Source organism: Sungkyunkwania multivorans (assembly GCF_042675645.1).
GTDB lineage: Bacteria > Bacteroidota > Bacteroidia > Flavobacteriales > Flavobacteriaceae > Sungkyunkwania > Sungkyunkwania multivorans.
In genome coordinates, this window is sequence record NZ_JBHTJH010000017.1 from 602,477 (window position 1) to 628,001 (window position 25,525).

At 42.7% G+C, this 25,525-nt stretch carries 23 protein-coding genes; 13 read left to right on the forward strand and 10 right to left on the reverse strand.

What is annotated here, in order from left to right:
• The first annotated feature begins 66 nt into the window (after positions 1-66).
• Positions 67-1,428 carry a DNA repair protein RadA gene (gene radA, locus ACFQ1M_RS14140; protein ID WP_386409309.1) on the forward strand — a complete coding sequence of 454 codons (1,362 nt, stop codon included), beginning with the start codon at positions 67-69 and terminating at the stop codon, positions 1,426-1,428.
• A gap of 42 nt (positions 1,429-1,470) precedes the next feature.
• Here the strand turns inward: radA and ACFQ1M_RS14145 are convergent, their stop codons facing one another.
• The 9 genes from ACFQ1M_RS14145 to ACFQ1M_RS14185 form a co-directional block, all read right to left on the reverse strand.
• Positions 1,471-2,397, reverse strand: coding sequence for a hypothetical protein (locus tag ACFQ1M_RS14145; protein WP_386409311.1), 927 nt, complete (start codon positions 2,395-2,397; stop codon positions 1,471-1,473).
• Positions 2,398-2,519: 122 nt separating this feature from the next.
• Positions 2,520-2,900, reverse strand: coding sequence for a hypothetical protein (locus ACFQ1M_RS14150; protein ID WP_386409313.1), 381 nt, complete (start codon positions 2,898-2,900; stop codon positions 2,520-2,522).
• An 18-nt stretch (positions 2,901-2,918) separates the two neighbouring features.
• Entirely contained in the window at positions 2,919-3,524 is a 606-nt protein-coding gene (locus ACFQ1M_RS14155; RefSeq protein WP_386409315.1) for a hypothetical protein, read from the reverse strand.
• Between the two features lie 238 nt (positions 3,525-3,762).
• Complete coding sequence (locus ACFQ1M_RS14160) at positions 3,763-4,803, reverse strand: NADP(H)-dependent aldo-keto reductase (protein ID WP_386409317.1); 1,041 nt, start codon at positions 4,801-4,803, stop codon at positions 3,763-3,765.
• Positions 4,804-4,968: 165 nt separating this feature from the next.
• Positions 4,969-5,928 carry an OmpA family protein gene (locus tag ACFQ1M_RS14165; protein WP_386409319.1) on the reverse strand — a complete coding sequence of 320 codons (960 nt, stop codon included), beginning with the start codon at positions 5,926-5,928 and terminating at the stop codon, positions 4,969-4,971.
• Between the two features lie 61 nt (positions 5,929-5,989).
• The gene (locus tag ACFQ1M_RS14170; RefSeq protein ID WP_386409321.1) at positions 5,990-6,754 is read right to left on the reverse strand and encodes an exodeoxyribonuclease III; all 765 of its coding nucleotides are present in this window, start codon (positions 6,752-6,754) and stop codon (positions 5,990-5,992) included.
• A gap of 84 nt (positions 6,755-6,838) precedes the next feature.
• A complete protein-coding gene (locus ACFQ1M_RS14175; protein ID WP_386409323.1) occupies positions 6,839-7,756 on the reverse strand; it encodes a hydroxypyruvate isomerase family protein in 918 nt (305 codons plus the stop codon).
• A 6-nt stretch (positions 7,757-7,762) separates the two neighbouring features.
• Positions 7,763-8,407, reverse strand: coding sequence for a gluconate 2-dehydrogenase subunit 3 family protein (locus ACFQ1M_RS14180; protein ID WP_386409326.1), 645 nt, complete (start codon positions 8,405-8,407; stop codon positions 7,763-7,765).
• Between the two features lie 10 nt (positions 8,408-8,417).
• Positions 8,418-10,133, reverse strand: a complete 1,716-nt coding sequence (locus ACFQ1M_RS14185) for a GMC oxidoreductase (protein ID WP_386409328.1) — start codon at positions 10,131-10,133, stop codon at positions 8,418-8,420.
• A 137-nt stretch (positions 10,134-10,270) separates the two neighbouring features.
• On the opposite strand from ACFQ1M_RS14185, the gene ACFQ1M_RS14190 reads away from it, so the two are divergent.
• The 9 genes from ACFQ1M_RS14190 to nadD all read left to right on the forward strand — a co-directional run bounded on the left by ACFQ1M_RS14190 (position 10,271) and on the right by nadD (position 18,300).
• A complete protein-coding gene (locus ACFQ1M_RS14190; protein WP_386409330.1) occupies positions 10,271-11,260 on the forward strand; it encodes a sugar phosphate isomerase/epimerase family protein in 990 nt (329 codons plus the stop codon).
• A gap of 20 nt (positions 11,261-11,280) precedes the next feature.
• The gene (locus ACFQ1M_RS14195) at positions 11,281-12,504 is read left to right on the forward strand and encodes a nucleoside permease (RefSeq protein WP_386409332.1); all 1,224 of its coding nucleotides are present in this window, start codon (positions 11,281-11,283) and stop codon (positions 12,502-12,504) included.
• 42 nt (positions 12,505-12,546) lie between these two features.
• Complete coding sequence (locus tag ACFQ1M_RS14200; RefSeq protein ID WP_386409334.1) at positions 12,547-13,689, forward strand: Gfo/Idh/MocA family protein; 1,143 nt, start codon at positions 12,547-12,549, stop codon at positions 13,687-13,689.
• Between the two features lie 82 nt (positions 13,690-13,771).
• The gene (locus ACFQ1M_RS14205) at positions 13,772-14,824 is read left to right on the forward strand and encodes a sugar phosphate isomerase/epimerase family protein (protein ID WP_386409339.1); all 1,053 of its coding nucleotides are present in this window, start codon (positions 13,772-13,774) and stop codon (positions 14,822-14,824) included.
• Between the two features lie 10 nt (positions 14,825-14,834).
• A complete protein-coding gene (locus ACFQ1M_RS14210; protein ID WP_386409341.1) occupies positions 14,835-15,632 on the forward strand; it encodes a 3-keto-disaccharide hydrolase in 798 nt (265 codons plus the stop codon).
• Between the two features lie 41 nt (positions 15,633-15,673).
• On the forward strand, positions 15,674-16,072 hold the full coding sequence (locus ACFQ1M_RS14215) for a hypothetical protein (protein WP_386409343.1): 399 nt from the start codon (positions 15,674-15,676) through the stop codon (positions 16,070-16,072).
• Positions 16,073-16,254: 182 nt separating this feature from the next.
• Entirely contained in the window at positions 16,255-17,124 is an 870-nt protein-coding gene (locus ACFQ1M_RS14220; protein WP_386409345.1) for a YicC/YloC family endoribonuclease, read from the forward strand.
• A complete protein-coding gene (gmk, locus tag ACFQ1M_RS14225) occupies positions 17,124-17,717 on the forward strand; it encodes a guanylate kinase (protein ID WP_386409347.1) in 594 nt (197 codons plus the stop codon). Before ACFQ1M_RS14220 ends, gmk begins: the two co-directional genes overlap by 1 nt.
• Positions 17,707-18,300 (forward strand): nicotinate (nicotinamide) nucleotide adenylyltransferase, encoded by a 594-nt coding sequence (nadD, locus tag ACFQ1M_RS14230; RefSeq protein ID WP_386409349.1) that lies wholly within the window; start codon positions 17,707-17,709, stop codon positions 18,298-18,300. Before gmk ends, nadD begins: the two co-directional genes overlap by 11 nt.
• 334 nt (positions 18,301-18,634) lie before the next feature.
• Here the strand turns inward: nadD and ACFQ1M_RS14235 are convergent, their stop codons facing one another.
• Positions 18,635-19,684: an endonuclease/exonuclease/phosphatase family protein gene (locus ACFQ1M_RS14235; protein ID WP_449343017.1), complete on the reverse strand. Its 1,050-nt coding sequence runs from the start codon at positions 19,682-19,684 to the stop codon at positions 18,635-18,637.
• A 141-nt stretch (positions 19,685-19,825) separates the two neighbouring features.
• On the opposite strand from ACFQ1M_RS14235, the gene ACFQ1M_RS14240 reads away from it, so the two are divergent.
• The 3 genes from ACFQ1M_RS14240 (at position 19,826) to ACFQ1M_RS14250 (ending at position 25,328) form a co-directional block, all read left to right on the forward strand.
• Entirely contained in the window at positions 19,826-22,591 is a 2,766-nt protein-coding gene (locus ACFQ1M_RS14240) for a carboxypeptidase-like regulatory domain-containing protein (protein ID WP_386409353.1), read from the forward strand.
• 26 nt (positions 22,592-22,617) lie between these two features.
• Positions 22,618-24,570 carry a DUF5689 domain-containing protein gene (locus ACFQ1M_RS14245; RefSeq protein WP_386409355.1) on the forward strand — a complete coding sequence of 651 codons (1,953 nt, stop codon included), beginning with the start codon at positions 22,618-22,620 and terminating at the stop codon, positions 24,568-24,570.
• A 194-nt stretch (positions 24,571-24,764) separates the two neighbouring features.
• Positions 24,765-25,328: an REP-associated tyrosine transposase gene (locus tag ACFQ1M_RS14250; RefSeq protein ID WP_386409357.1), complete on the forward strand. Its 564-nt coding sequence runs from the start codon at positions 24,765-24,767 to the stop codon at positions 25,326-25,328.
• The last annotated feature ends 197 nt before the right edge of the window (positions 25,329-25,525 follow it).

Sequence of the window (25,525 nt, forward strand, 5' to 3'; positions counted from 1 at the left end):
GCATTAGCTATCTAATTAGTTAATGCCTATTTTTATGACTTCAATCTAAAACTTCTACGAATTATAATGGCGAAGACCAAGACTTCTTTTTTCTGTCAAAATTGTGGCAGTCAGTTTGCCAAATGGCAAGGGCAATGTTCGTCCTGCAAAGCATGGAACACCATTGTAGAAGAGGTCATTCAGAAGGAAGAGAAAAAGCCATGGGCCTCGGAAAAGGGAGGCGCCAAAAAAGTGGCCAAACCATTAAAGATCCAAGAGATCGACAGTGCCCAGGAGACACGGATGAAGACCTTGGATGGGGAGCTGGACCGTGTCCTTGGAGGAGGTATTGTGCCCGGGTCTCTGACCTTGCTCGGAGGAGAGCCCGGAATTGGAAAAAGTACGTTACTGCTTCAAATAAGTTTGAAGTTGCCTTATAAAGTACTCTATGTTTCGGGAGAAGAAAGTCAGAAACAGATAAAGATGCGTGCAGAGCGCATCAGTCCTAATGAGAATAACTGCTATATCCTTACAGAGACCAAAACGCAGCATATCTTTAAGCAGATCGAGGCCTTGGAGCCCGATATGGTGATCATCGATTCCATTCAAACCTTACATTCCGATCATATAGAAAGCAGTGCTGGAAGCATCTCACAGATTCGGGAGTGCACCACCGAGCTGATCAAATTTGCCAAAGAAACGAATACACCTGTGATGTTGATCGGTCATATCACCAAAGACGGTAATATTGCTGGACCAAAGATCATGGAGCATATGGTAGATACCGTCCTTCAGTTTGAAGGTGACCGTAACCATGTCTATCGCATCCTTCGCGCACAAAAGAACCGTTTTGGCTCAACAGCCGAATTGGGTATTTATGAAATGCAGGGCAGCGGTTTAAGAGAAGTAAGCAATCCAAGCGAGATATTGATCTCCAAAAAGGATGAAGAACTTAGCGGCAATGCCATCGGTGCTACCCTCGAAGGAATGCGACCTTTGATGATCGAGGTACAGGCGTTGGTAAGTACGGCAGTTTATGGAACACCACAGCGCAGTACTACGGGCTACAACGCCAAACGGTTGAACATGCTCTTGGCCGTGCTTGAAAAGCGTGCAGGATTTCGTTTAGGAGCCAAGGATGTCTTTTTGAATATCACTGGCGGAATTTCGGTAGATGATACGGCGATAGATCTGGCGGTGGTGGCGGCCATCTTATCGAGCAATGGGGACATCCCTGTGGAAAAGGATTTTTGTTTTGCGGGGGAAGTAGGGCTCTCTGGGGAGATCCGTCCTGTGAATCGTATCGACCAGCGCATCCTAGAAGCCGAGAAGTTAGGATTTTCCACGATCCTGGTCTCCAAATACAACAAGATCTCTTTAAAGAATACCGGCATCACCGTTCAAAAAATAGCCAAGATCGAGGATCTGGTGAGTTATTTATTTGGGTAGTATCCATATTTATAAGCCTTAGACTTGGTCGTAATTCCAAATCTATAAGTGCGACAAAAAGTCTTCTAATAGCTTTCTTTTTCTTTTCTGATCTTTCTTATAATCGACACCCCCATATTCTTCAAATTCTTCCGCGATTTTTTCAAGGTTTGAATCATCCTTCAGGTATGCGATGCGATACATAAAGAATCCCGCCATCCAGATCTGATCGCTATCGTCATTCTTTTCAAACATCGCTTTAAATTTGGTCACCAAGAATCGGTCCAATTCTTCATCTTGCTGTGTCATTACCATATCGATAAGCCCAATGTCCGAATATTCTAGTACTTCGGTCTCGTAGAGGGCTTTTTTTATCTTCTTTTGTTGGTCTTTACTGAGCAGATAAAATATTTCCCCATCATCTTTACTTCTGTCATAAAAAGACATGAAGTCACTTTCCGGTGAGAGCTCATAGGTTCCTTCCCAACGCGTTACAGGTTCAACAATACAAGAAACCAACCAATCTAGCGTTGCTTCGCGGCGCATTCTTTTGTTCTTAATTTTTTGAATCTCTTGCATTTCGAGTATTCTTGCCCTATATATGGCAATCCCAGTTTCGTCCACGACCTTTGTCCCATAGCTTAGGGCATGTGTGGTATATCCACCTTCTTTATCCTTATCGAGAAAGGCGATTACAGTCTTCCCTTTGGGATAGTTTGCTGGCGCTGGACACACCAGACCTGGATTAAAGGATACTTGGATGATTTCCGAATCGATAGTTCCTTGAAGCGTTTCAGAAATTTTCAGATGAGCATTGGCGCTGGCCCAAATATCGCTTTCTTCAACACTGCTGATCTCTGAGACTTTCGCGATGACAATGTATTCGGATTCTTTGATCAGTTTTCGCAGAGGTCTTGGTGAAATAGGATAGGTTTCGGCAAAACTGTATGAGAAACCTAATAACAAGACTAGTAACAGAGCTCTTTTCATTTCTTCAGTATTAGTGGTTCATCACGAAGGTAACAATGGAAAATGACTAAGATAACTTATAACGAGTATAGTAACCGATTTAGCGTGCGATTGCTCCTTTTCAATTAGGCAAGGGCTTTGAATTAGATTGATCGAATCGCTTTACGCGCCACCTTGAGTTCTAAAACAGCCAGTGTAATAACGACCATAATTTCAATGATAATATAAGTCCAACCGAAATAAGTTAGTGCTTCACCGTGATAAAAGGCAAGTCCAAGAGACAGTCCGCAATATAAAATATTGGCTATTCCTATCCCTCGTAAAAATGGTCCTAAATCTTTCCTTTTGCCTCGGTAGCAGTAAAGATCGTAGAGAGCGAAAAGACACGGAAAGAGCGCCAAGAAATAAAGTGTTTGATGCGGAATCCCAAAGAATTCTTCATAGCGAACCAACACCACCCCCAATAGAAAAGCGGAGAGCAGCGCTCCCAAACCGTCGATTAAAAAGAGTTGTTTTGGATTCAATGCCAGCTTTTATTTTACTTATCGATAAAGGATTTGCATTGCTGTTCTTGTTTTTAGTCTTCTTACGAGTGCTATAGCCGTGACTCCTGCCATGACACAATATCCGATAATCAACTTGGGCATTCCAACACTAGCGATACTCAAAACGATTCCTGCCAATCCAGGGCGTCCGCCAACTAATTCATACCTAGCTCCGTCGGAGATCTGAACAGCATAGTATAATGCCCATAAAAAAATTCCCGTGGTAATCAGCAGTGCAAAAATTTGAGGCTTCGCATATTTAAAAATACTTGGCACTTCCGATTTATAATTCAGATTTGGGAGTTCGTCCTGAAGAGATTCAAATATCTCATTTTTGAGAACTTCATTTTCGATGTTTAGCTCTTCCTCCGAATCATTGCCGAAAAGGATCTTTATGTGACGAATCCCCTCTTGATTGATGACTTTTTTGATATAAGAATACGGTATCGGGAATAATCCTTCAACTGTATTGAAATCGGTCTCTTCTGTAATATTCAGTTGCCGATCGTTTTTAGGCGTCCCTTTATAAATATAATTGTCCTTGAGTGCTATGATCTTATCAGATCTCGACTCAGATAATTTCCAAAGTTTGGTTTTTTCCATTTTTTAAATCCACTTTATACCTTTCTGCTGGTCGATCGAATCATTTCGCCGAAAATACCATTATTTCCCTAAAACCATACTGCGGTTTTCCTGTAGTTCTGATCAGGAAACCAGTTCGAGCGTCATGTCGCTTCTCGATACATTTTCTTTTTCAATTCTATCGAAAGAAAACACTCGAAGTGACAACCGTCGATAAAATATTAAACTTTAAATCAAAAACGGATAACTGACAACCGAATCAAGGTGCAGGATTCGGGATCTCCGAATGTATCTTCTCAATGCCTTTCATCACTTCCTCGCTCAGTGTTATATTGATGCTGTCGATATTCTCCTTTAGCTGTTCCATGGTGGTCGCACCAATGATATTACTGGTCGTGAAGGGACGGTCATTGACAAAGGCCAAGGCCATTTGAGCAAGGGACAACCCATGCGTTGAGGCCAATGCAGCATAGCGCTCAATGGCCAAAACAGTTGCATCGCTTTTGTAACGTGCAATAAAATTAGGGAACAATGTACCTCTAGCTTTTGGGGGCTTCTTTCCACCCAAATATTTTCCGCTTAAGGTGCCGCCACCAAGTGGTGAATAGGGCAAGAGGCCAATGCCTTCACGCATGGAAACCTCGGCATTGCCTCCCTCAAAAGTGCGATTAAGCAAGGAATATGGATTTTGAATGGTGATCATTCGTGGCAGGTTGTGATTTTTGCTCTCCTCTAAAAAGCGCATCACGCCCCATGGCACTTCGTTAGATAAGCCTACATGACGGATTTTTCCGCTTTTTACGGCTTCGTCCAATGTGCGAAGCACTTCGTTGAAATTGTCTTCCCATTGTTCGCTTTTGTCATGTTGATAATCACGCTTCCCAAAATAATTGGTATTGCGCTCCGGCCAATGCAATTGGTAGAGATCAATATAATCGGTTTGAAGCCGCTTCAAACTCTTATCGATAGCGTCCTCGATCTCATGTTTTGCATATCCATCGGTTCGGATATGCGCTGTATACGGTCCAGGACCTGCGATCTTGGTCGCCAAAACGATCTGGTCGCGTTTTCCAGTCTTCTTAAACCAATTACCGATGATGGTCTCGGTAGACCCAGAGGTCTCAGGTCTTGCGGGTACCGAATACAATTCTGCAGTGTCAAAGAAATTGATGCCTTGGTCTACGGCATAGTCCATCTGCTCATGACCCTCAGCTTCGGTATTCTGCTCCCCCCAGGTCATGGTGCCCAGGCATATCTTACTCACCTTAATATCGGTATGTGGTAACGTAGTGTACTTCATGTGTGTGTTGGTTTCTTTTTTTTTGCAATTTTTTAGTTAGGCAATAAAAACCTCGTAAGCTTTTTTATATGCTTACGAGGTTTATAAAGATACGATTTTTTGCGTTGTCATGGGCAAGACGAAAGCTACCATCTCCTTCTGGGAGAGGGGCTGGGGGTGAGGGCTTTATATCTGATTCAAGATCTTGGTAACCTCATCCAGTTTTGGGGTAAGGATCACCTCTATACGGCGATTTCTGGCTTTACCCTCCTTGGTCTCATTGGTGCTCACAGGTTCGTACTCGCTTCTACCTGCAGCCGTTAAATTGTTGGGTTTGATATTAGGATTCTCCATCAAAATGTTTACGATGGCCGTAGCGCGTTTTGCCGAAAGGTCCCAATTCCCAGTGAGTTGATCACTTCCCTTGTATGGGTCATCATCGGTATGTCCTTCGATCAGTACAGCGATATCTGGATTCTGTGCCAAGACCTTTCCCAACTGCATCACGGCTTTCCTTCCTTCGGCGCCAACGTACCAGCTTCCAGATTCGAAGAGCAATTTATTTTCCATGGAGACATAGACCTTTCCGTCGCGCTGTTCAACCGTAAGTCCTTTGCCTTCAAAATCTAGCAATGCTTTAGAGATGGCATCCTTCAATTTTTTCATAGCAGCTTCTTTAGCAGCCAAGGCACCTTCCAACTCATTTACACGTTTGGAACGTGCGTCCAATTCTCTTTGAAGTTGCGCCAAACGAGCGTTTTCAGCTTTCAAGGCTTCTTGTTTTGCTTCAAGCTGGGCCAGCAGTTCTCTATTCTTCTTAGAATTGGCTGCAATAGCGGCGCTGCTGTTCTTTTCTAGGGCATTGTAGGACGCTTGAAGATTTTCGAGATTCTTCTTCGCCGCATCATAATCGCGTTGGTATTTGTCCCTGGCGGCAACTGCTTCATCATATTGCTGCTGAAGGTTTGCTAAATCGCTTTCTAGCTTTTCTTTGGCACTACTCAAGGCATCGTTTTCATCTCGAAGGTCATTTCGCTCCTTTTTTACTTGGGCATATCGATCTTCAAGGTCCTTATAAACTTTAGAGGATACGCAAGAGGTTGCTAAGGTAAGGACAAGTCCTGCTGCCAATGCTTTTTTGATCATGTTCAAGTGCTTTAGTGTTGTTATTATTATGTACGTTCGTTGTTTTTGATCGGTCGGAAAACTAAACGTCAAGCTCTACCATGATCGGACAGTGATCACTGTGTTTAGCCTCCGATAGGATAACGCCTCTTTTTAATTTTTCTTGTAAAGAATCTGCTACCATCGCATAATCCAAGCGCCATCCTTTGTTATTGGCCCTAGCGTTAGCACGATAGCTCCACCAAGAATAATTATGCGGCTCTTTGTTAAAATGCCTGAACGAATCGATAAAGCCGCTATCGATAAAATTACCGATCCACTCGCGCTCTACAGGGAGGAATCCTGAGACATTTTTATTTCTGACGGGATCGTGAATGTCAATGGCCTTGTGGCAAATATTGTAATCTCCACAAATAATGAGATTGGGACGCGTCTTTCGCAACTCATCGGCATATTTTTGCATATCCGCCATATAGGTGAGTTTGAACTCTAGTCGGTCCAAATTGGTGCCAGAGGGTAGATACATGCTCATCACCGAGAGATCTCCAAAGTCGACACGAAGGTTGCGACCCTCGTTGTCCATGTAGTCGATGCCCGTGCCGTATTCGATATAGTCGGGTTGTTCTTTACAAAGTATGGCAACACCAGAATAGCCTTTTTTCTGTGCGCTATACCAATAATGAAATGGGTACCCAGCTTCTTCAAATATCAAAAGCTCCAATTGCTCTTTATGGGCTTTGGTCTCTTGAAGGCAGATAATATCAGGGTTGGCACTTTGTAGCCAGTCGATGAATCCTTTATTTAAAGCTGCACGAATGCCATTTACGTTATAGGAGATGATTTTCATTAGGAATGAATTTAATCGCTAAAATAAACAAACCACACTAGGTGCGGTCTTAATAAATACTGAAAATTTTAAGATGATAAAAACTCAAAGTACATCAACATTTTTATAGGCTTTGATTACCGCCAATTCGCCTTTTTTACCTTCACCTGAATTACCGTGTTCCATGCCTAGTATTCCATCAAAACCTCTTTGGTGGATGTATTCGAAGATATTTTTATAATTGATCTCCCCTGTAGTGGGCTCGTTACGCCCAGGATTATCTCCGATCTGGAAATAGGCGATCTCTTTCCAGCAAGTTTCGATATTTGGGATCAAATTTCCTTCTTGAATCTGTTGATGATAGATGTCAAACAATATCTTGCAAGACGGCGAATCCACAGCTTTGCAGATCTCATATGCCTGTGCAGCTTTTGTGAGGAATAGGCCAGGATGATCCCTGAAGTTCAAAGGCTCCAGGACCATCACCAAATCGTGAGGCTCTAAAATGGCCGAGGCTTGCTTCAGGCATTCGATCACATTGGCCATTTGGTATCCCATGTCCTTGCGAGGGTCAACATGACCCGGAACGACTGTCATCCATTTGGCATTGATACGTTTCGCAACCTCGACAGATTCTTTGATATGCTGAAGGAATTCCTCACGCCAATCTTGTTTTCCACTCGCTAGGTTTGGCTCCTTCCAGTAGATCTTATGCGCTACAAAAACTCCCATTTGAAGTCCTCGTTTTTCCATAACTGCTGCCATTTCTTTTTGAAGGGCTACAGGACGCGCTTTCATTTCGTTATCTTCAAAAGCAGCGAATCCCTGATCGGCAATAAAATGCAATTGATCTATGACATTTTCTCCTGCATGATGCCTAAACATTCCGATATGAGGGGCATATTTTAGCTTGAAGATGTTCTTTAGCGGAACATTGAAATTGCTAAAACTAAACAAAGAAGCGCTTCCCAATGCGAAGGCACCGGAAAACGCTGTTTTTTCTATGAACTGTCTTCTGTTCATGTTTATCTATAAAGCCCAAGCTTTGCCTCCGGTAGCCTCTTCAACGCTCACACATCCTTTCTGTTGCCCAGGGATCGAGGTGTAGGCTAGCACATTTTCACCGATATATTCACTGGATTTATATCCCCAGATGGTGAGACTACGTAAGCTATTCAAAAATGAAAAGATAGAAGTGTCTTCGTCTAGGACGGCGGTTTCTCCCTTTTTGGTAGCTTCTATATAGTTGCCAATGGCAATAAATTGTGCGATTTCCTCTTCTTTCGTTTTCTTCAGAGCCTCAGCAAGTACGGGTTCAATATCTTCCGATCTTAGTTTTTCGATCTCGGTTTTTTGAGAGGAGGCCAGTAATTTTTTTATGAAGGCGTCCAGTCCTGCTTTGCCAATTTCTTTTTCTTCAGGTTCTACGACCTCTAATATAAATTGGTCCACGAACATATGAATGTTCAGGTCCAAGGCGCCTGGCAACTCCTCCGAGCTGGGGATGATGATATCCATAACCTTTTTAACGACACTGCCTTCAGCCTCGCTAAAGAATTGTGGCGACCAAATGGGCTCGGTCTTACAGCTTTGCAAAATGCTGAATGCTGTGGGAGTGGCGACCAAGGCCCCAAATGAAAGACCTATATTTCTCAATGCATCTCTTCTCTTCATAACTTAAAAATTATAGGTTCATTTTTTTTAGTTCTTCTACAGCATGGTTTGCTGCTCTCGCGGTGAGTGCCATATAGGTCAGTGATGGATTTTGACATGCTGCCGAGGTCATGGCGGCGCCATCGGTAACATACACATTGGGCACCGAGTGTAATTGATTGTGCTTGTTAAGTACTGATGTTTTGGGGTCGCGGCCCATGCGCGCTGTTCCCATTTCGTGAATACCAAGCCCTGGCGCCCCGATATCATCCCATGGTTGAATGTCTTTAAACCCTGCTTTATCTAGCATTTGCATTGCTTGTGCTACCATATCCTTCCGCATGTTCAGTTCATTCTGCTTGAATTCCGCATCAAAAGTAACTGTTGGTAACCCCCATTTATCCTTCTTGTCGTAATCCAAGAACATTCGATTTTCATGATAAGGTAAGGTTTCCCCAAATCCCATAAGGCCTATTTGCCAACCACCAGGCTCTAAAATGGCCTTCTTCAGCTCTTTTCCGTATCCTAACTCACGTATCATTTCGGTCCAATCCTGCCTGCTGGCACCACCTTGATAACCATAACCTCTTAGGAAATCTTTCTGGTCGGTATCGCCACCGAGATTCCTAAAGCGTGGGATATAGATGCCGTTGGGTCTTCTACCTGTGTAGTATTTATCATTGTGACCGTCAAACTTTGCAAAGGCACCTGCCTTAAAATGATGGTCCATTATATTATGTCCCAGCTCTCCCGAGTCGTTGCCCATCCCGTTTGGAAAACGGTCGCTTTTCGATTGCAGCAGAATACTGGTGGAGGCGATTGCAGACGCACAAAGGAAGATCACCTTTGCTTTGAATTCATAGGTCTCGTTCGTCTCTGCATCGATAATCTTTACACCTGTTGCTCGCTTCTTATCTTTATCATAGGTAACTTCATATACAATAGAGTTGGGGCGTAAGGTCATATTTCCAGTAGCTTCTGCGGCAGGAAGTGTAGAGGAATTGCTGCTAAAATAGGCCCCAAACGGACAGCCACGCATACAGCGATTACGGTATTGACAGGTACTTCGGCCCATGCCAGGTTTGGTACCCTCAGTGATATGTGCCGTTCGTCCGATCGTAAGTAATCGATCATTATAATTCTTAGCGATGTTCTTCTTTAAATGATCTTCGACACAATTGAGTTCCATGGGTTTTAAGAACTTCCCATCTGGAAGTTGTGGTAATCCTAGATTTTCACCACTGACACCAATATACTCTTCAACGTAGTCATACCATGGCGCCAGGTCTTTATAGCGGATGGGCCAGTCGACAGCGATACCCTCTTTGGCATTTGCTTCAAAATCGATATCTCCCAATCGATAACTTTGACGTCCCCACATCAAAGACCGGCCACCCACATGATAGCCACGCATCCAGTCGAAACGTTTTTCTTCGTTGTACGGATGTTCGATGTCATCTACAAAATAATGACTGTGCGCTTTGTTTGTCGTATAGCCTGTTCTATGCTGCTTCTCTTGCCTTTTGATATCTTCAAGCGTCGGTTCTCCTCCATTCGGCAGATCCCACGGGTCGGCATGCATGTTTTTATAGTCTTCAATATGTTTGATCATACGACCGCGTTCTAGAACCAAGGTCTTCAGTCCTTTTTCACATAGCTCTTTTGCAGCCCAACCGCCGCTGACCCCAGTTCCTACAACGATTGCGTCGTAATTTTCGGATGAAGTTTTATAATTGATCGATTTCATTAGGAATTTGGTTGAATTTGTATGAATTTATAAAATCTAAAATTAATTTTCTACATTTAAACAAGTCATTTTTTAAGAATTCCTTTCGAAACCGTTTTCGTTATTAAAGAATTGTTAAAATTTTAACCAAACCAACTATGAACCGCAGAAATTTCATTCAGAACACAGCTCAATTTGGGTTGGCAGTATCCGCATTTGGAATATTTTCTTGTGCCGACTCAAAAAAAAGTGAAAAGCAACAACCCAAGACACAAGAAAAAATAGAACCTTTCTTCCAATTATCACTAGCGCAGTGGTCGATCCATAAAATGATCATGGAAGAGGGTCTCGATCCGTTTGACTTTGCCAAAAAAGCAAAGCAATGGGGGTTTGGAGGGTTAGAGTATGTGAGTCAACTGTATTCCAAGTTTCTTGAAGGATATGAGAACGAAGCCGAAGGAATGGATGCCTTGGTTGCCAAATTAAAAGCTGAAAGTGACAAATACGAATTGAAAAACCTTATCATCATGGTGGACGGCGAAGGTGATTTTGCTGTTGCGGATGATTTGGAACGTAACCTAGCGGTTGAGAAACATAAGAAATGGGTAAAAGCCGCGAAGGATTTGGGATGTCATTCGATCAGGGTAAATCTTTTTGGGGTTACCGACCCAGAAACTTGGAAGCAATATTCGGTAGATTCTTTAAAAAAGCTTTCAGCCTATGCCGCTCCTTTAGGTGTAAATGTATTGGTCGAAAACCATGGGTGGTTGTCATCTAACGGGAAATTGCTGGCCGAGGTAATGGAAGAGATCAACATGCAAAATTGTGGCACATTACCAGATTTTGGAAATTTCTGTGTGAAAAGAAAGGATGGAGCACGATGGGGCGAATGTGAGGAAGAGTATGACCGTTATCAGGGCATGAAGGAGATATTACCATACGCCAAAGCCATCAGTGCGAAGTCCTATGATTTTGATGAATCTGGAAACGAGACCACGATCGACTATGCCAGAATGCTCCAAATGGTGAAGGATGCCGGGTACGATGGCTATATCGGAGTAGAATATGAAGGAGACCAATTGAACGAAGAGCAAGGAATACTGGCGACCAAAAATTTATTGCTGAAAGCAGCAGAAGATATTTCATAACTAACCAACAAACGAACTACATGAAAACCACCACTTATTTACAACTTTCCCTAATGATGTTTTTGCAATTCTTTATTTGGGGAGGTTGGTTTGTTACTATGGGAATCTATTTACCGAATTCGTTGAATTCCGATGGAGGGGAAATTGCCATGGCCTATTCTACACAATCATGGGGAGCCATCATCGCTCCTTTTATTATTGGTCTCATTGCAGATCGATTTTTTAATGCCGAACGAATTTTGGGCGTATTACATATAATAGGGGCTTTTTTGATGTATCAGTTGGCGAATGCTGAAAATTTTACAGTTTTCTACCCCTATGTGTTGGGCTATATGATCGCCTACATGCCAACCTTGGCCTTAGTAAATTCGGTAAGCTTCAATCAATTATCAGACCCCTCGAAACAGTTTCCCTTTATCAGGGTATGGGGCACAGGAGGTTGGATCGTAGCCGGACTTGTAATTAGTCTGGTCTTTGCATGGGACTCCGAAGAAGGAATAGCTAGTGGACTTTTAAGAAATACATTTTTGATGACCGCTGTTGCTTCTGCCGTGCTGGGGATATTTAGCTTTACCTTGCCAAAGACCCCTCCCAAAAAAGGAGAAAAGGTCACTATTTCGGATATTTTAGGGTTAGATGCCTTAGGATTGTTAAAAAATAGAAATTTCTTGATTTTCTTTTTGGCTTCTGTCCTCATTTGTATTCCATTGGCGTTTTATTATCAACACGCCGGACAGTTTTTGGGTGAAATAGGAGTCTCAAAACCTGCCGCTAAAATGTCCATAGGTCAATTTTCTGAAGTAGGCTTTATGCTTCTCCTACCCTTCTTTTTCAAAAGGTTTGGTTTCAAGATGACCTTGCTCGTTGGAATGATCGCTTGGGCATTAAGATATGTACTTTTTGCCTATGGAAATGCCGGAGAGCTTGCCTACATGCTCATCCTTGGAATCGCGCTTCACGGAATCTGTTATGATTTCTTCTTTGTGTCTGGGCAGATATATACAGATAGCAAAGCCGGGGAGAAATACAAGAGTGCTGCCCAAGGACTCATTACATTGGCAACCTACGGAGTTGGGATGCTTATCGGATTTTGGGTGGCGGGAAAGATCACCGATGAGTTTACCCGCCCAGACGGCACCCATCTTTGGGACAAGATATGGTTGTATCCCGCGGTATTCGCTGTTGGTGTGATGCTGTTATTTGCCTTATTGTTTAAGAACGAAAAAGTCGAGTACAAAGCGTAACTTTATACTCATTACTAAGGTCTCACTACTCAATACTTAAAAATGAGAAAACTAAGAATGGGCATGGTCGGTGGCGGTATCGGCTCTTTTATAGGCGATGTGCACCGCAAGGCGGCTTCCATCGATGGAATGATCGAATTGGTCTGTGGAGCCTTCAGCAGTACTCCCGAAAAATCTAAAAGATCGGGGGAAGCACTATTCCTTCCTCAGGAAAGATGCTACGGAAGCTTTGAGGAGATGATTGATGAAGAAAAAAAGCGCCCCGACGGCGACCGAATGGATTTCGTCTCGATCGTAACCCCAAATCACATGCATTTCAAACCGGCAAAGATGGCCTTGGAGAACGGTTTTCCTGTGGTCTGCGATAAACCGATGACCCTTACCGTCGAAGAAGCGGAAGAACTCAAAATAATAGTCGAAAAAACGGGATTGATATTCGCGCTTACACACAATTACCCAGGTGCACCTATGGTCAAACAAGCAAGGGCCATGATACAACATGGGGACCTAGGAAACATCAGAAAAGTAGTGGTGCAATACCATCAAGGCTGGTTGGCTACCGCCGTTGAAAAAACTGGACAGAAGCAAGCTTCTTGGCGGGTAGACCCTTCAAAATCGGGGATTGGAGGTGCGTTGGGAGATATCGGAACACATGCCGAGAATTTGGTCGAATTTATCACTGATCTTCAAATAGAAGAAATAGCAGTTGACTTAGGAAGATTTGGCGAAGGACGAGTACTCGACGATGATGGAAATATGATAATGAGGTTTGAAAATGGTGCCAAAGGAACGATGTCTTTTTCACAGATCGCTACTGGCGAGGAGAATAATTTGGTCATTCGTGTTTACGGCGAAAAGGGAAGCTTGGAATGGCATCAAGAAAATCCAAATGAATTGATCACCCGTTGGCTCGACCAACCCAAGAAGATCTTCACACCCAATGGAAATGACCTATATCCTGAAGCGCTGGCGGCATCTCGAATTCCTTCTGGACATCCCGAGGGATATTTAGAAGCTTTTGCAAATGTATATAGGAATTTTGCAACCCATCTTTTTGCTGAGCTAAAGGGTAAAAAAATTGAAAGACCCGATTATCCTACGGTGGAAGATGGGCTAAGAGGAGTGAAATTTATCCACGCAGCAGTGGAAAGTGATAAAAACAATTCCGCCTGGACAAAAATTTAAATAAATTCCTGCCCTTGTCTGTCGATAGGCACGTGCGCAGGAAATCGAAGATTCGACGAAGTCAATGACAAAAAGTATACCGATGAAAACCATCAAAGGACCCGCCATATTTTTAGCACAATTTGTTGATAGCAAAGCACCTTTTAATACTTTGGACGGTATGTGCCAATGGGCTGCCGATCTGGGGTACCAAGGAATTCAGATTCCTACTTGGGAGTCTTTCTTAATCGACTTGGACAAGGCCGCAGAAAGTCAAACCTATTGCGATGAGCTTAAAGGAAAGATCAATTCCTATGGTTTGGAGATCACAGAGCTTTCTACTCATCTTCAAGGACAATTGGTAGCCGTGCATCCAGCCTACGACATCATGTTCGATAATTTTGCGCCGGATGCTGTAAAGAATAACCCCAAAGCACGAACCGAATGGGCGATAAACACGGTAAAAAATGCCGCAAAAGCGAGTAGAAGATTAGGGTTGAATGTTCACGCGACCTTTTCTGGTGCATTGCTGTGGCATACGTTTCATCCTTGGCCACAGCGACCTCCGGGTTTGGTCGAAATGGGATTCGAGGAATTAGCCAAACGCTGGTTGCCGATCTTGGATGTGTTTGACGAAAATGGGGTGGATGTATGTTATGAGGTACACCCTGGTGAGGATATTCATGATGGGGATACTTTTGAGCGCTTTTTAGCAGCTACTGGGAATCACAAGCGTGTGAATATCTTGTATGATCCTTCCCACTTTGTGCTTCAGCAATTGGATTATATCGAATACATCGATCACTATCATGAATTTATAAAGGCCTTTCATGTCAAGGATTCGGAATTCAACCCAACCGGGAAGAAAGGGGTCTTTGGCGGCTATAACAATTGGGGAGATCGCGCAGGGCGATATCGCTCCCCCGGCGATGGCCAGATAGACTTTAAAACAATATTTTCCAAGCTCACCCAATATGGCTGTGACGTTTGGGCAGTGATGGAATGGGAATGCTGTATCAAAAGCCCTGAGCAAGGGGCTAGCGAAGGCGCACCCTTTATACAAAGCCATATCATCGAAGCCACCCAGAAGGCATTTGACGATTTTGCCGGGGCGGATATAGATAAAGAACAATTGAAGAGAATATTGGGATTATAAAACGAAGGTTATGAAAAATATATATTTACCGATGATCTGTTTGTTTTTATTCTGTGCTTGCAATCATGCGCAAAATAATGGAAGAACCAAAGAGAGCGTCACACAGCAGGATCAGAAAAAAGAACCTACCGACCCAAAGGAAACAGAAGTCTGGGAACCTGAGCCAAAGAAAATCTCATTTGATAAAAACGGAATTCCCTCAGATGCCATCGTTCTTTTTAATGGAGAGGATCTAGATGCATGGGAGAGTGCAAAAAATGAAGGGGAACCGGCAAAATGGATCATCAACGAGGATGGTAGTATGACCGTCAAGGACAAATCGGGCGATATTAAGACCAAGCAGGATTTTGGCAGTGTGCAGTTGCATATCGAGTGGCGTAATCCTGCAGACCCGAGGGCAGATGGGCAGAATAGAGGCAATAGCGGAATCTTTCTGCAAGATCGATACGAGGTACAGGTTTTAGACAGTTATGGAGACAATCGTACTTATGCGAATGGGCAGGCAGCATCGGTCTATAAACAATACAGTCCGTTGGTAAATGCAAATAGACCTTCGGGCGAATGGCAGGTGTACGATATCATCTTTCATGCGCCAGAATTTGATAGTCAAGGAAATAAGATAAAATCAGGGACACTAACGGTCTTACATAACGGAATTTTAGTGCAAGATCATGTTGAAATATTGGGAACAACTGAGTATATTGGGTGGCCAAAGAATGTTGCCCATGGCAAAGCGCCGCTTAAATTGCAGGACCATAATGACAATAGTGGTGTAAGTTATCGCAACATCTGGCTAAGAGAGCTATGATTGAATAATTGTTTAACGAATTCCCTGACCCCCATTAGCCAATGGAACTAGTATGGTATACCATTTTTGGAAGTATTGGCCTTCTGATCATTGCCTTGTTATATAAATTTTTACCACGAAAACGAAAGAATTGGTTTTTTGGATACTGGATACCCGATGGGAAAAAGGGCGACCATGTTTATAGATTTGCGCATCGTTTTTATTCTACACTAGTAATCGTATCGATTTTTTCAAGTTTGATGCTCGCATTACTATCTTGTCTTTTTCTTGCTGATTATATTCTGTTGTTCTTTACGGGTTTTTTGGTCTTCTTTATGAAACTTTCCTCCATTCTCACGGAGCGTCACTTGAAGAATAATTTTGATAGATATGGCAACCCTAGAATCAAAGGAGCCAAAGAAAGAGAAGCCAGGATCAGGGCGGCAAAAGCTAGAAATTGATGATTTCTTTTTCACCATATACTTGAGGCAAAAAATCTAATGTAAACTTCTTCTGGGCAAGCCCTAGAGGCATTAATAAGACCCCCCCTTTTGGTTTCGATGCAAGCCTCGGAGCATTTAAATCTCGATTATCGAGTAAAATTTCAATTTCCTTACCTTTGTGCAACTTTTAAAATAGCTTCATGATACAATCCATGACCGGTTTTGGAAAATCCGTTATTCAACTTCCAAACAAAAAAATAACTATCGAGCTAAAATCGCTGAACAGCAAGAGTCTTGACCTCAATGCGCGAATTCCTTCGCTATATCGCGAAAAAGAATTGGACATGCGAAACACCATTGCCAAATCCTTATTGCGCGGAAAGATAGACTTTGGATTGTATGTCGAAGCTACAGGAGAAGAGACCTCTACAAAAGTGAATGGTCCTATCGTAAAAACTTACATGGAGCAGTTGCGAGCGGTGACACCCACTATTGGTTCGGATAGTGATGTAGAGTTGATGAAAATGGCCGTAAGAATGCCAGATGCGATGAAGACCGAACGTGAAGAGATCGACCCAGAAGAATATGAGGCGGTCAAGGAGGCTTTGAAAAAGGCCTTGGAGGAGATACATGCGTTTAGAACCGATGAGGGCAAGGTTTTGGAGAAAGATTTTATACATCGTATTACCAATATAGCCTCATTGTTGGAAGAAGTGATGAAGATCGATCCAGAGCGTATCGTTTTGGTCAAAGAACGATTGCATAAAGCGGTTTCCGATCTAAAGGAAAAGGTAGACGAAAATCGTTTTGAGCAAGAGTTGATCTACTATTTGGAAAAGTTTGACATCACTGAAGAAAAAGTGCGTCTAGCGAATCATTTAAAATATTTTAACGAAACTCTTCGATCTGATGATTCCAATGGTAAAAAGTTAGGCTTCATCTGTCAGGAAATTGGCCGAGAGATCAATACGATAGGATCTAAGTCCAATTATGCGCCCATGCAACAGTTGGTGGTGCAGATGAAGGACGAGTTAGAGAAGATCAAAGAACAAATGCTAAATGTACTCTGATGTTTGACGGAAAGCTATTTGTATTCTCTGCGCCTTCAGGAAGTGGAAAGACAACCATTGTTAGGCATCTTTTAGGAATCGAAAAGTTCAACTTGGAGTTTTCTATCTCCGCCACCTCAAGAAGTCCGCGTGGTGACGAAAAAGATGGGGAAGACTATTACTTTATCTCGCTTAAAGAATTCAAACAGCATATTAAGAATGATGATTTTTTGGAGTGGGAAGAAGTATATAGAGATAATTTCTACGGGACCTTAAAGACAGAAGTAGAACGTATTTGGGCCAAAGGAAAACATGTCATCTTTGACATTGATGTGGTAGGTGGACTTCGGATCAAAAAGAAATTTCCAGAAAAGACCCTAGCGGTATTTGTAAAGCCACCAAGCGTGGATGAGTTGAAGCGAAGGCTAAAACAACGAAAGACCGAAAGCGAAGATAAGATCAATATGCGAATTGCAAAGGCCTCGGTAGAATTGGCCACTGCCCCACAGTTCGATCACATCATCAAAAATTATGACCTGGATGTTGCCTTGAAAGAAGCGGAGGGATTGGTCTCAGACTTTTTGGACTTAAAAGCAAACTACGATGAGTCGTAAAAAGGTAGGCTTGTATTTTGGCACCTTCAACCCTATTCATATCGGTCATTTGATCATTGCCAATCATATGGCAGAACACAGTGATCTCAACGAGGTCTGGTTGGTCGTAACGCCGCACAATCCTTTCAAAAAGAAGGACACACTTTTGGACAATCACCATCGCTACGAAATGGTATACAGGGCAACTGAAGACTATCCCAAACTTCGGCCGAGCGATATCGAGTTCAAGCTTCCGCAGCCAAATTATACAGTAAACACCTTAGCACATCTGTATGATAGGTATCCCGAGATCGACTTTTGCCTTATCATGGGTGAGGATAATTTAAAAGGATTTCATAAGTGGAAGAATTATGAGGCCATCTTAGCACATCATGACATCTATGTATATCCAAGAATTTCGGAGGGGATCATCGAGACACAATTTGATGACCACCCTAAGATCCATAGGGTCGATGCACCTATCATGGAGATCTCCTCCACCTTTATCAGAAAAGCCGTTTCTGAAAGAAAAAATGTGCGTCCCTTGCTCCCAGAAAATGTGTGGACCTATCTCGACGAGATGAATTTCTATAGATCTAAATGACTTGGGTTCCATTCAAAAATTATGGACACCAATGTTTTAAATCTTTAACAGGTTCCTTCTCCTTGGGGAGAAAGTTAGGATGAGGGGTATTTTGTACCTTGATCCCTCACCTTTGTCCTCTCCCAACAGGAGAGGAAATCTATCGGTTTGATTTACAAAAAAATTATATACGAGTATCGGGTTTTCTTAGATCAAACTCACCTTGATGAGTCTTGAATAGCAGGATTTCCAAGTTACCTCTCATCTCGCATCCGACAACCCAAGGAATTCTAGGGGTGAGCAAAAAAAATAGCCGCGGGTTTAAACCCGCGGCTAGCATATTTGTATGAATTCTTTATTCTACTTCTTTGATGAGATAGATATAGGCCGGGAAGTGGTCGCTATACCCATCCGTAAAATGACCATCGGCAAAGCTTCTAAAAGGATAACCTTTGTAACGGCCTTTGGGGTTGATCAAAAACCGCTTATTTAAGATGCCTGCTTTATAAAATCTAAATGAGCTGTAATCTTTTTCTAGAAGTGATGCTGAGACAATTACTTGGTCGAACAAACTCCACACATCTCTATAGGCGTTGGAACCCATGCCTTTCTTAAACATTTGTTCCATAGGATTGTACAGGTCCGTGCCTTTTGCTCTATTCCTTTTGGCCTCGGTCTTAAGTACCTTTTTGAAGCTGTCATTGTTAGGGTTGTCATTAAAGTCACCCATAGTAATAATTTTTGCCTCTGGATCTCTAGCTTGTAGGGAGTCAATGATCTTCTTGTTCAACTTGGCAGCAGCGATACGTTTGGGCCTGCTTCTTGCTTCTCCACCAAATCGGGATGGCCAGTGATTGACGATCACATGAATTTCCTCACCTTCTAGCTCACCAGTAACCAAAAGCTGATCTCTGGTATAGACCCGTTTTCCATCTTCATCATCAAAGATCAGAAGTTCAAGATTATCAAAACTTGTTGGAGTGAAATACTTCTTTTGGTATAAAAGTGCCACATCGATACCCCTTCTATCAGGAGATTCAAAATGTACAATTCCGTAATTTTTGTCGATAAGTTCTGGTGTTTTGATAAGGTCTTGCAGTACCAGTTCATTCTCTATCTCTGCAACTCCGACCAGTGTGGGAGCGGTTTTGGCGACATCCTTTCCAATTTCTGCGATGGCCTTCGCCATGTTGGCTATCTTCTTGTCGTATACTTTTGATGTCCAACGATCCTTTCCTGTCGGAGTGCGGTCATCGTCAAACGTATCAGGATTATTAATGGTGTCAAAAAGGTTTTCTACATTGTAGAAAGCGACCGTATGGATCTTATAGCTCTTCTTTTTCTGCGCAAGACCATGATATCCTAAGAAAACTAATACAAGGATTAACAGATATTTTTTATTAATCATCTTCAAGGTGTTATGTTACTGTAAAGTTCAAGGCAAAATTTGGGCCAAAAGTATTCAATTTATTCAAATAATGTACATTTGCACGCATTATCATTTTTTTAACTTGTGGTAGTGTTTTGAAATAAACAGACAGAATTTATGAGAAAGAGTATTTTAAGTTACTTCTTTGTACTGTTCTCTGCGGTTTCATTTGCCCAAAACCTTAGTGAAGTAAAAGGTAAGGTGGTAGATGAAGTGACCAAGGAAGCTTTACAAAGTGTTTTGGTAAGTATTGACGGCACCACGCTCGAAACTACTACCGATGTTAATGGTGAGTTTTCTTTTACAGGAGTGCCTGTTGGAAACTTCATCTTGCATATCGAAACGTTTGGATATGTTGCAAAAAATTATCCGATCGAGGTTGCGGAAGGCGCTACACTAGATCTTGGAGAGATCGATCTAGAAAAGGATATCGCCCAAGACCTATCGGACAACCTGATCACCTTGACCGAGAATGACCTTGGAGATGATGATGCAGGTACCGATGCGACTTCTGGACTACTTCAATCTACCAGGGATGTGTTCTTGAATCGTGCGGCATTCGACTTCGGACAGGCCTTTTTTAGAGTAAGAGGGTATGACTCAAAGGAAGCGCAAGTATTGGTCAATGGTGTTAAAATGAACAAGATGTTCAACGGTCGCCCGCAATGGAATAACTGGGGTGGTTTGAATGACGTTACACGTAATCAAGAACTTTCAAGTGGATTGAGCGCTTCCAATTATACCTTTGGAGGAGTCTTTGGGTCGACAAACATCAACACAAAAGCTTCGGATTACCGACCAGGACTTCGTCTTTCTGGTTCCGCTTCAAACAGAACCTACGGTGGACGTTTGATGGCAACCTACAGTTCTGGGGTGTTAAGCAGTGGATTGGCCTATACCGTTTCTGCCTCTCGCAGATGGGCAGAAGAGGGCTTCATCGATGGAACGATCTATGACGCCTATTCGGTCTTTGGATCTTTAGATTATAGGATCAATGACGATCATACCATCAATGCAACAGCCTTCTTCTCTCCAAATAGAAGAGGGAGCTCAACGGCTATCACAGAAGAGGTGTTCGATCTTGTTGGAAGAACTTACAATCCAAACTGGGGCTTTCAGGATGGAGAACAGCGTAATTCTCGTGTAAGAGAGATCGAAGAGCCGGTCTTTATGCTAAGTCACTTTTTTGAGAAAGACGAATTTTCTTTAAAGACAAGTGTTGCCTATCAAAAAGGAAGAGTCGGGAGAGGAAGAATTCAACAGCAGAACGCTCAGAATCCTAATCCAATTTATTACAGATACCTGCCTAGCTTCTACCTAAACCGACTACCAGAAGATGGCGGTCCGGATCTGGTAAATGCAGAACTTGCAAGACAAAATTTTATTAACGACCCACAAGTTGACTGGAATTTCTTTTATCAGTCGAATTTACGTGAAGGAGGAAACGGACAAAGTGTTTATATCCTTCATGATGATGTAAATGAAGACACACAGCTTTCTGTAAATTCTATCTTTGATTACCAGAAGTCTGACAATATCGAATTCAATGGAGGGCTTACGCTAAGAAGTCTTAACTCTAAAAACTTTGCTGAAATCACCGATCTTTTAGGAGGAACGTTCTATAGAGATTTTGACCCTTTCACAAATACTTCTAATAATTTAGGAGGAAACGATATCAAAGGCGTTGGTGATAAGTTTAGTTACAACTATGATATCGATGGTACTGAATTCGATCTTTTTGGCCAGGTACAGTTTACATACAACAAAGTAGACTTTTTTGTGGGTGCTAATTATAACTACACTGGATTTCAGAGAAACGGATTGTTCTTAAATGAGCAGTTCTTAGGGAATTCACTCGGGAAAGGAAAAAAGCAGACCTTTAACAGTGGAGGTGTAAAAGGTGGACTTACCTATAAAATAAGCGGAAATCACTTTATCACGGCAAACGGAGCTTATTTTTCACAGGCACCGAATATTAGAAATACCTTTGCCAACGCACGTGTGAACAACGATATTGTTCCAAATATACAGTCGGAAAAAGTACGCTCTTTTGATGCGAGTTATATCGTGAGAACTTCGCTTGTCAAGGCACGCTTAACAGGTTTCTATACCAAGTTCGAGGATGCTTCGGAAGTATCCTTCTTCTTCACAGACGGTCTGGCTTTGGCAGGATTTGGAGAAGACTTCAATGACGTCAATCAAGATTTTGTTTCAGAATCCGTAGTAGGAATTGATAAATTGCACATTGGCGGGGAATTAGGACTGGAAGTTCAAGTAACACCAACGGTAAAGATAAACGGTGCAGCGGCCTTTGGCCAGTTTACCTATACGAACAACCCAGAGGTATTTATTGCTTCAGACGAGATTCCAACCTTGGGACTTGGAAAAGCGCAGCTAAAGGACTACAAATTGGCTAATGGACCACAACGTGCCTATTCTTTAGGTTTTGAATACCGCGACCCCAATTTCTGGTGGGTAGGTGCTTCAGGAAACTATTTATCTAACAATTATACAGACCCCTCGGCTCTTGTAAGAACAGACAACTTCTTTATCAATCCCGACGACCCAAATGGTTTCCCATTTCCAGAAGCCACAGAAGAAGCGGCAAGAGAATTGTTGAAGCAAGACCGATTGGACGATTTCTTCCTTGTAAATATTGTGGGAGGTAAATCATGGAGATACAAAGGAAAATATATCAGCTTGTTCGCAAGTATTAACAACGCGCTAGATCAAACTTTTAGAACAGGTGGTTTTGAACAATCCAGAACAGCAAACTTTAGAGAATTGTCTCAAGATCGTGCCAACGGAACCCCTTCCTTTGGGCCAAGATATTTCTATGGTTTTGGAAGAACCTATTTTCTAAACTTGGCGGTTAGCTTTTAATTAAAAAACTCAGAAATTATTTTAAGATGAAAACAAAAAATATATTTAAGAATCTCTTTTTAGCCACTGCTGCAATAGCGTTATTGGCAGGATGTGTAGAAGATGACGACTTCGGGATTCCAAATTTAACCTGCGATGATCCTGGGCTTACAGCTACCAAAACCGTACAGGAGATCTTTGACGCTTCAACAGGAAGCGCGATGCAGTATACAGCAGATGACATCATTGAAGGATATGTGGTCTCTAGTGATGAAGGAGGAAACTTCTTTAAGTCAATATCTATTCAAGCGATCGATGGATCTGTAGGTTTTAGCGTGCCGATCGATGTCACCGATCTTTATACCGAATATGAGCCTGGCCGCAAGGTTTATGTACGTTTACAAGACCGCTACACCGCAGTGGATTTCGACGCGCTCGAAATAGGAGATCTATTTGGAGGAAATCAAGTAGGTCGCTTGCCAGAAACTATTTATAGAGACGTAGTGTTGCGATCTTGTGATTTTGTTGCAGAGGAAAACTTTGTGAATACGATCAACATTCAAGACATTTCAGATCAATACCTAAATCAATTGATCCAGTTTGAAAACGTGCAGTTTGTAGATGATGCCATCGGAAGTACATATTACGATGCCGCTAACGATCTTGGTGGAGCAACAAACCATTTGTTAAGTGACGAGTTTGGTTTTCAAGTGATCTTCCGAACCAGTTCTTTTGCAGATTTTGCGTCTCAACCCGTGGCAGAAGGTTCAGGGACTGTAAGAGGTGTCCTTACCAAGTTTGGTGATGACTATCAGTTGTTGGCTCGTACGGTAAACGACGTTATGCTAGATGCTCCAAGACAATCGCTAGACCGTATTGGTTTGGGTGCTTTAAGACTGTTCGAGGAAGATGATATCATCAATGATAGCCGTTTTGTGGAAGGCATCGTCATCCTTTCTCCAAATAACGAGAACAATGTAAATAGCCGTAATGCTGTTGTCCAAGATGAAACTGGCGGAATCGTTTTCAGATTTTCCAGCGACCACAGTCTGGTAGAAGGTGACTTGGTAAGACTTCCTGTCGATGGGCTTAATACCGATAGCTTTAATGGGTTAAAGCAGTTAGAAGGAATGGCACCTAGCGATGCACAAGTGTTGTCGCAAGGAAATGCTTTACCAGAAGCGAAGATCCTAACCATCGCTGAGGTACAAACAGGCGATTTCGAATCGCAGTTGGTACAGATCGAAAACGTACAATTCGTACAAGCGGAAGTGGATGCCGGTGATGACCTTAACGGGACACAAAACATCACAGATTGTACAAGTACCATATCTATTTTCACAAGAAGTGGAGCTACCTTCTCAGGTGATGCAATAGCTACAGGAAACGGAACGATCATCGCAGTAGCCTCTACATCGAATGGTGCACAACTGAACCTACAAAGTGGCGCTGCAGACGATGCTATGAGTGGAGCAAGATGTGCAGAACCAGTACCATTTTTCGAAGAGTCTTTTGACACGTCTATCCCAGCTACTTGGACGACCATCGCCACTACCGGGACAAGACTCTGGACCTGGTCCGGAGCCGGAGGGACTCCTCATGCGAACATGAGTGCCTTTGCTGGGGGATCAAATCCGCCTTTGGATGTCGTTACTTGGTTGATAAGCCCATCCATTGATTTTGATGCTCAGAACAATGAGTTCTTAAGAATCGAAGTTGCCGATGCCTTTGAAAATGGAAACCCATTAAGCGTCCGCATCTCAACCGATTATACAGGTTCGGGAGACCCGACAGCAGCAACATGGACAACCATTGGTGTCGACGAAGTTGCTGCATTGATCAACAACGGTGGATTCTTCGATAACTCCTACGAGCAATCAGGTGCGATCGACCTTTCTACGGTTACTGGCAATGCCTATTTGGCATTTGTCTATGACAGTAATGGTGGAACGATCTCTACTACTACCGATATCGGAAAAGTGAGCGTTTTTGCAAACTAATCGAAAGAGACCAGATATCGAAAAACCACGGCGACAGTCGTGGTTTTTTGTTTTAGTCACTTTACTGAAAAATAACATACGTGATGAATTCCAAGTTTTTATATATCCTATTCGTTCTAGTCGCGATCATCTCACCGCTACCGCACGAATCTTTCGTGTGGTAAGAATCTTTCGCGAATTGTCTATATTTGGTCATGAGCCGGAATTATAAATTTCATAATCCCGAAGGCCTATACTTTGTAAGTTTTGCGGTCGTCAACTGGCTGGATGTCTTCACTAGAAATGGATATAAAGACATCCTTTTAGACAGCCTTTCCTTCTGTCAGCTAGAAAAAGGCATGGAAATAGTTGCTTGGTGCATTATGACAAACCATGTCCATTTGATATTCAGGGTCACCAACGGAACGAGGCCCGAACTGGTTTTGGGCGACCTAAAGCGATTCACGAGCAAGGCCATTGTAAATGCCATAAAGGAAAACCAAAGAGAGAGTAGAAAGGACTTTTTGTTGGAACAGTTTGCAAAGGCCGCACGAAGTTCCTCCAATGTGACCAATTATCAATTTTGGCGCCACGAAAATAAGCCGATAGAGCTGTGGAGCAATTCGGTAATACAGGAAAAGATAACCTATATTCATAACAACCCGGTCGAGGCAGGTCTGGTATATAAGCCGGAAGATTATGTGTACAGCAGTGCCAGAGACTATGCGGGAGAGCAAGGCATGCTAAATGACGTGTTGATATTTCGTTATTATGGCTAACAATGGCCACACGAAAGATTCGTGCGGCAGCGAGGGCGTTGACATTTCGTTATTATGGCTAATAATGGCCACACGAAAGATTCGTGCGGCAGCGAGGGACTCCTCATGCGAACATGAGTGCCTTTGCTGGGGGATCAAATCCGCCTTTGGATGTCGTTACTTGGTTGATAAGCCCATCCATTGATTTTGATGCTCAG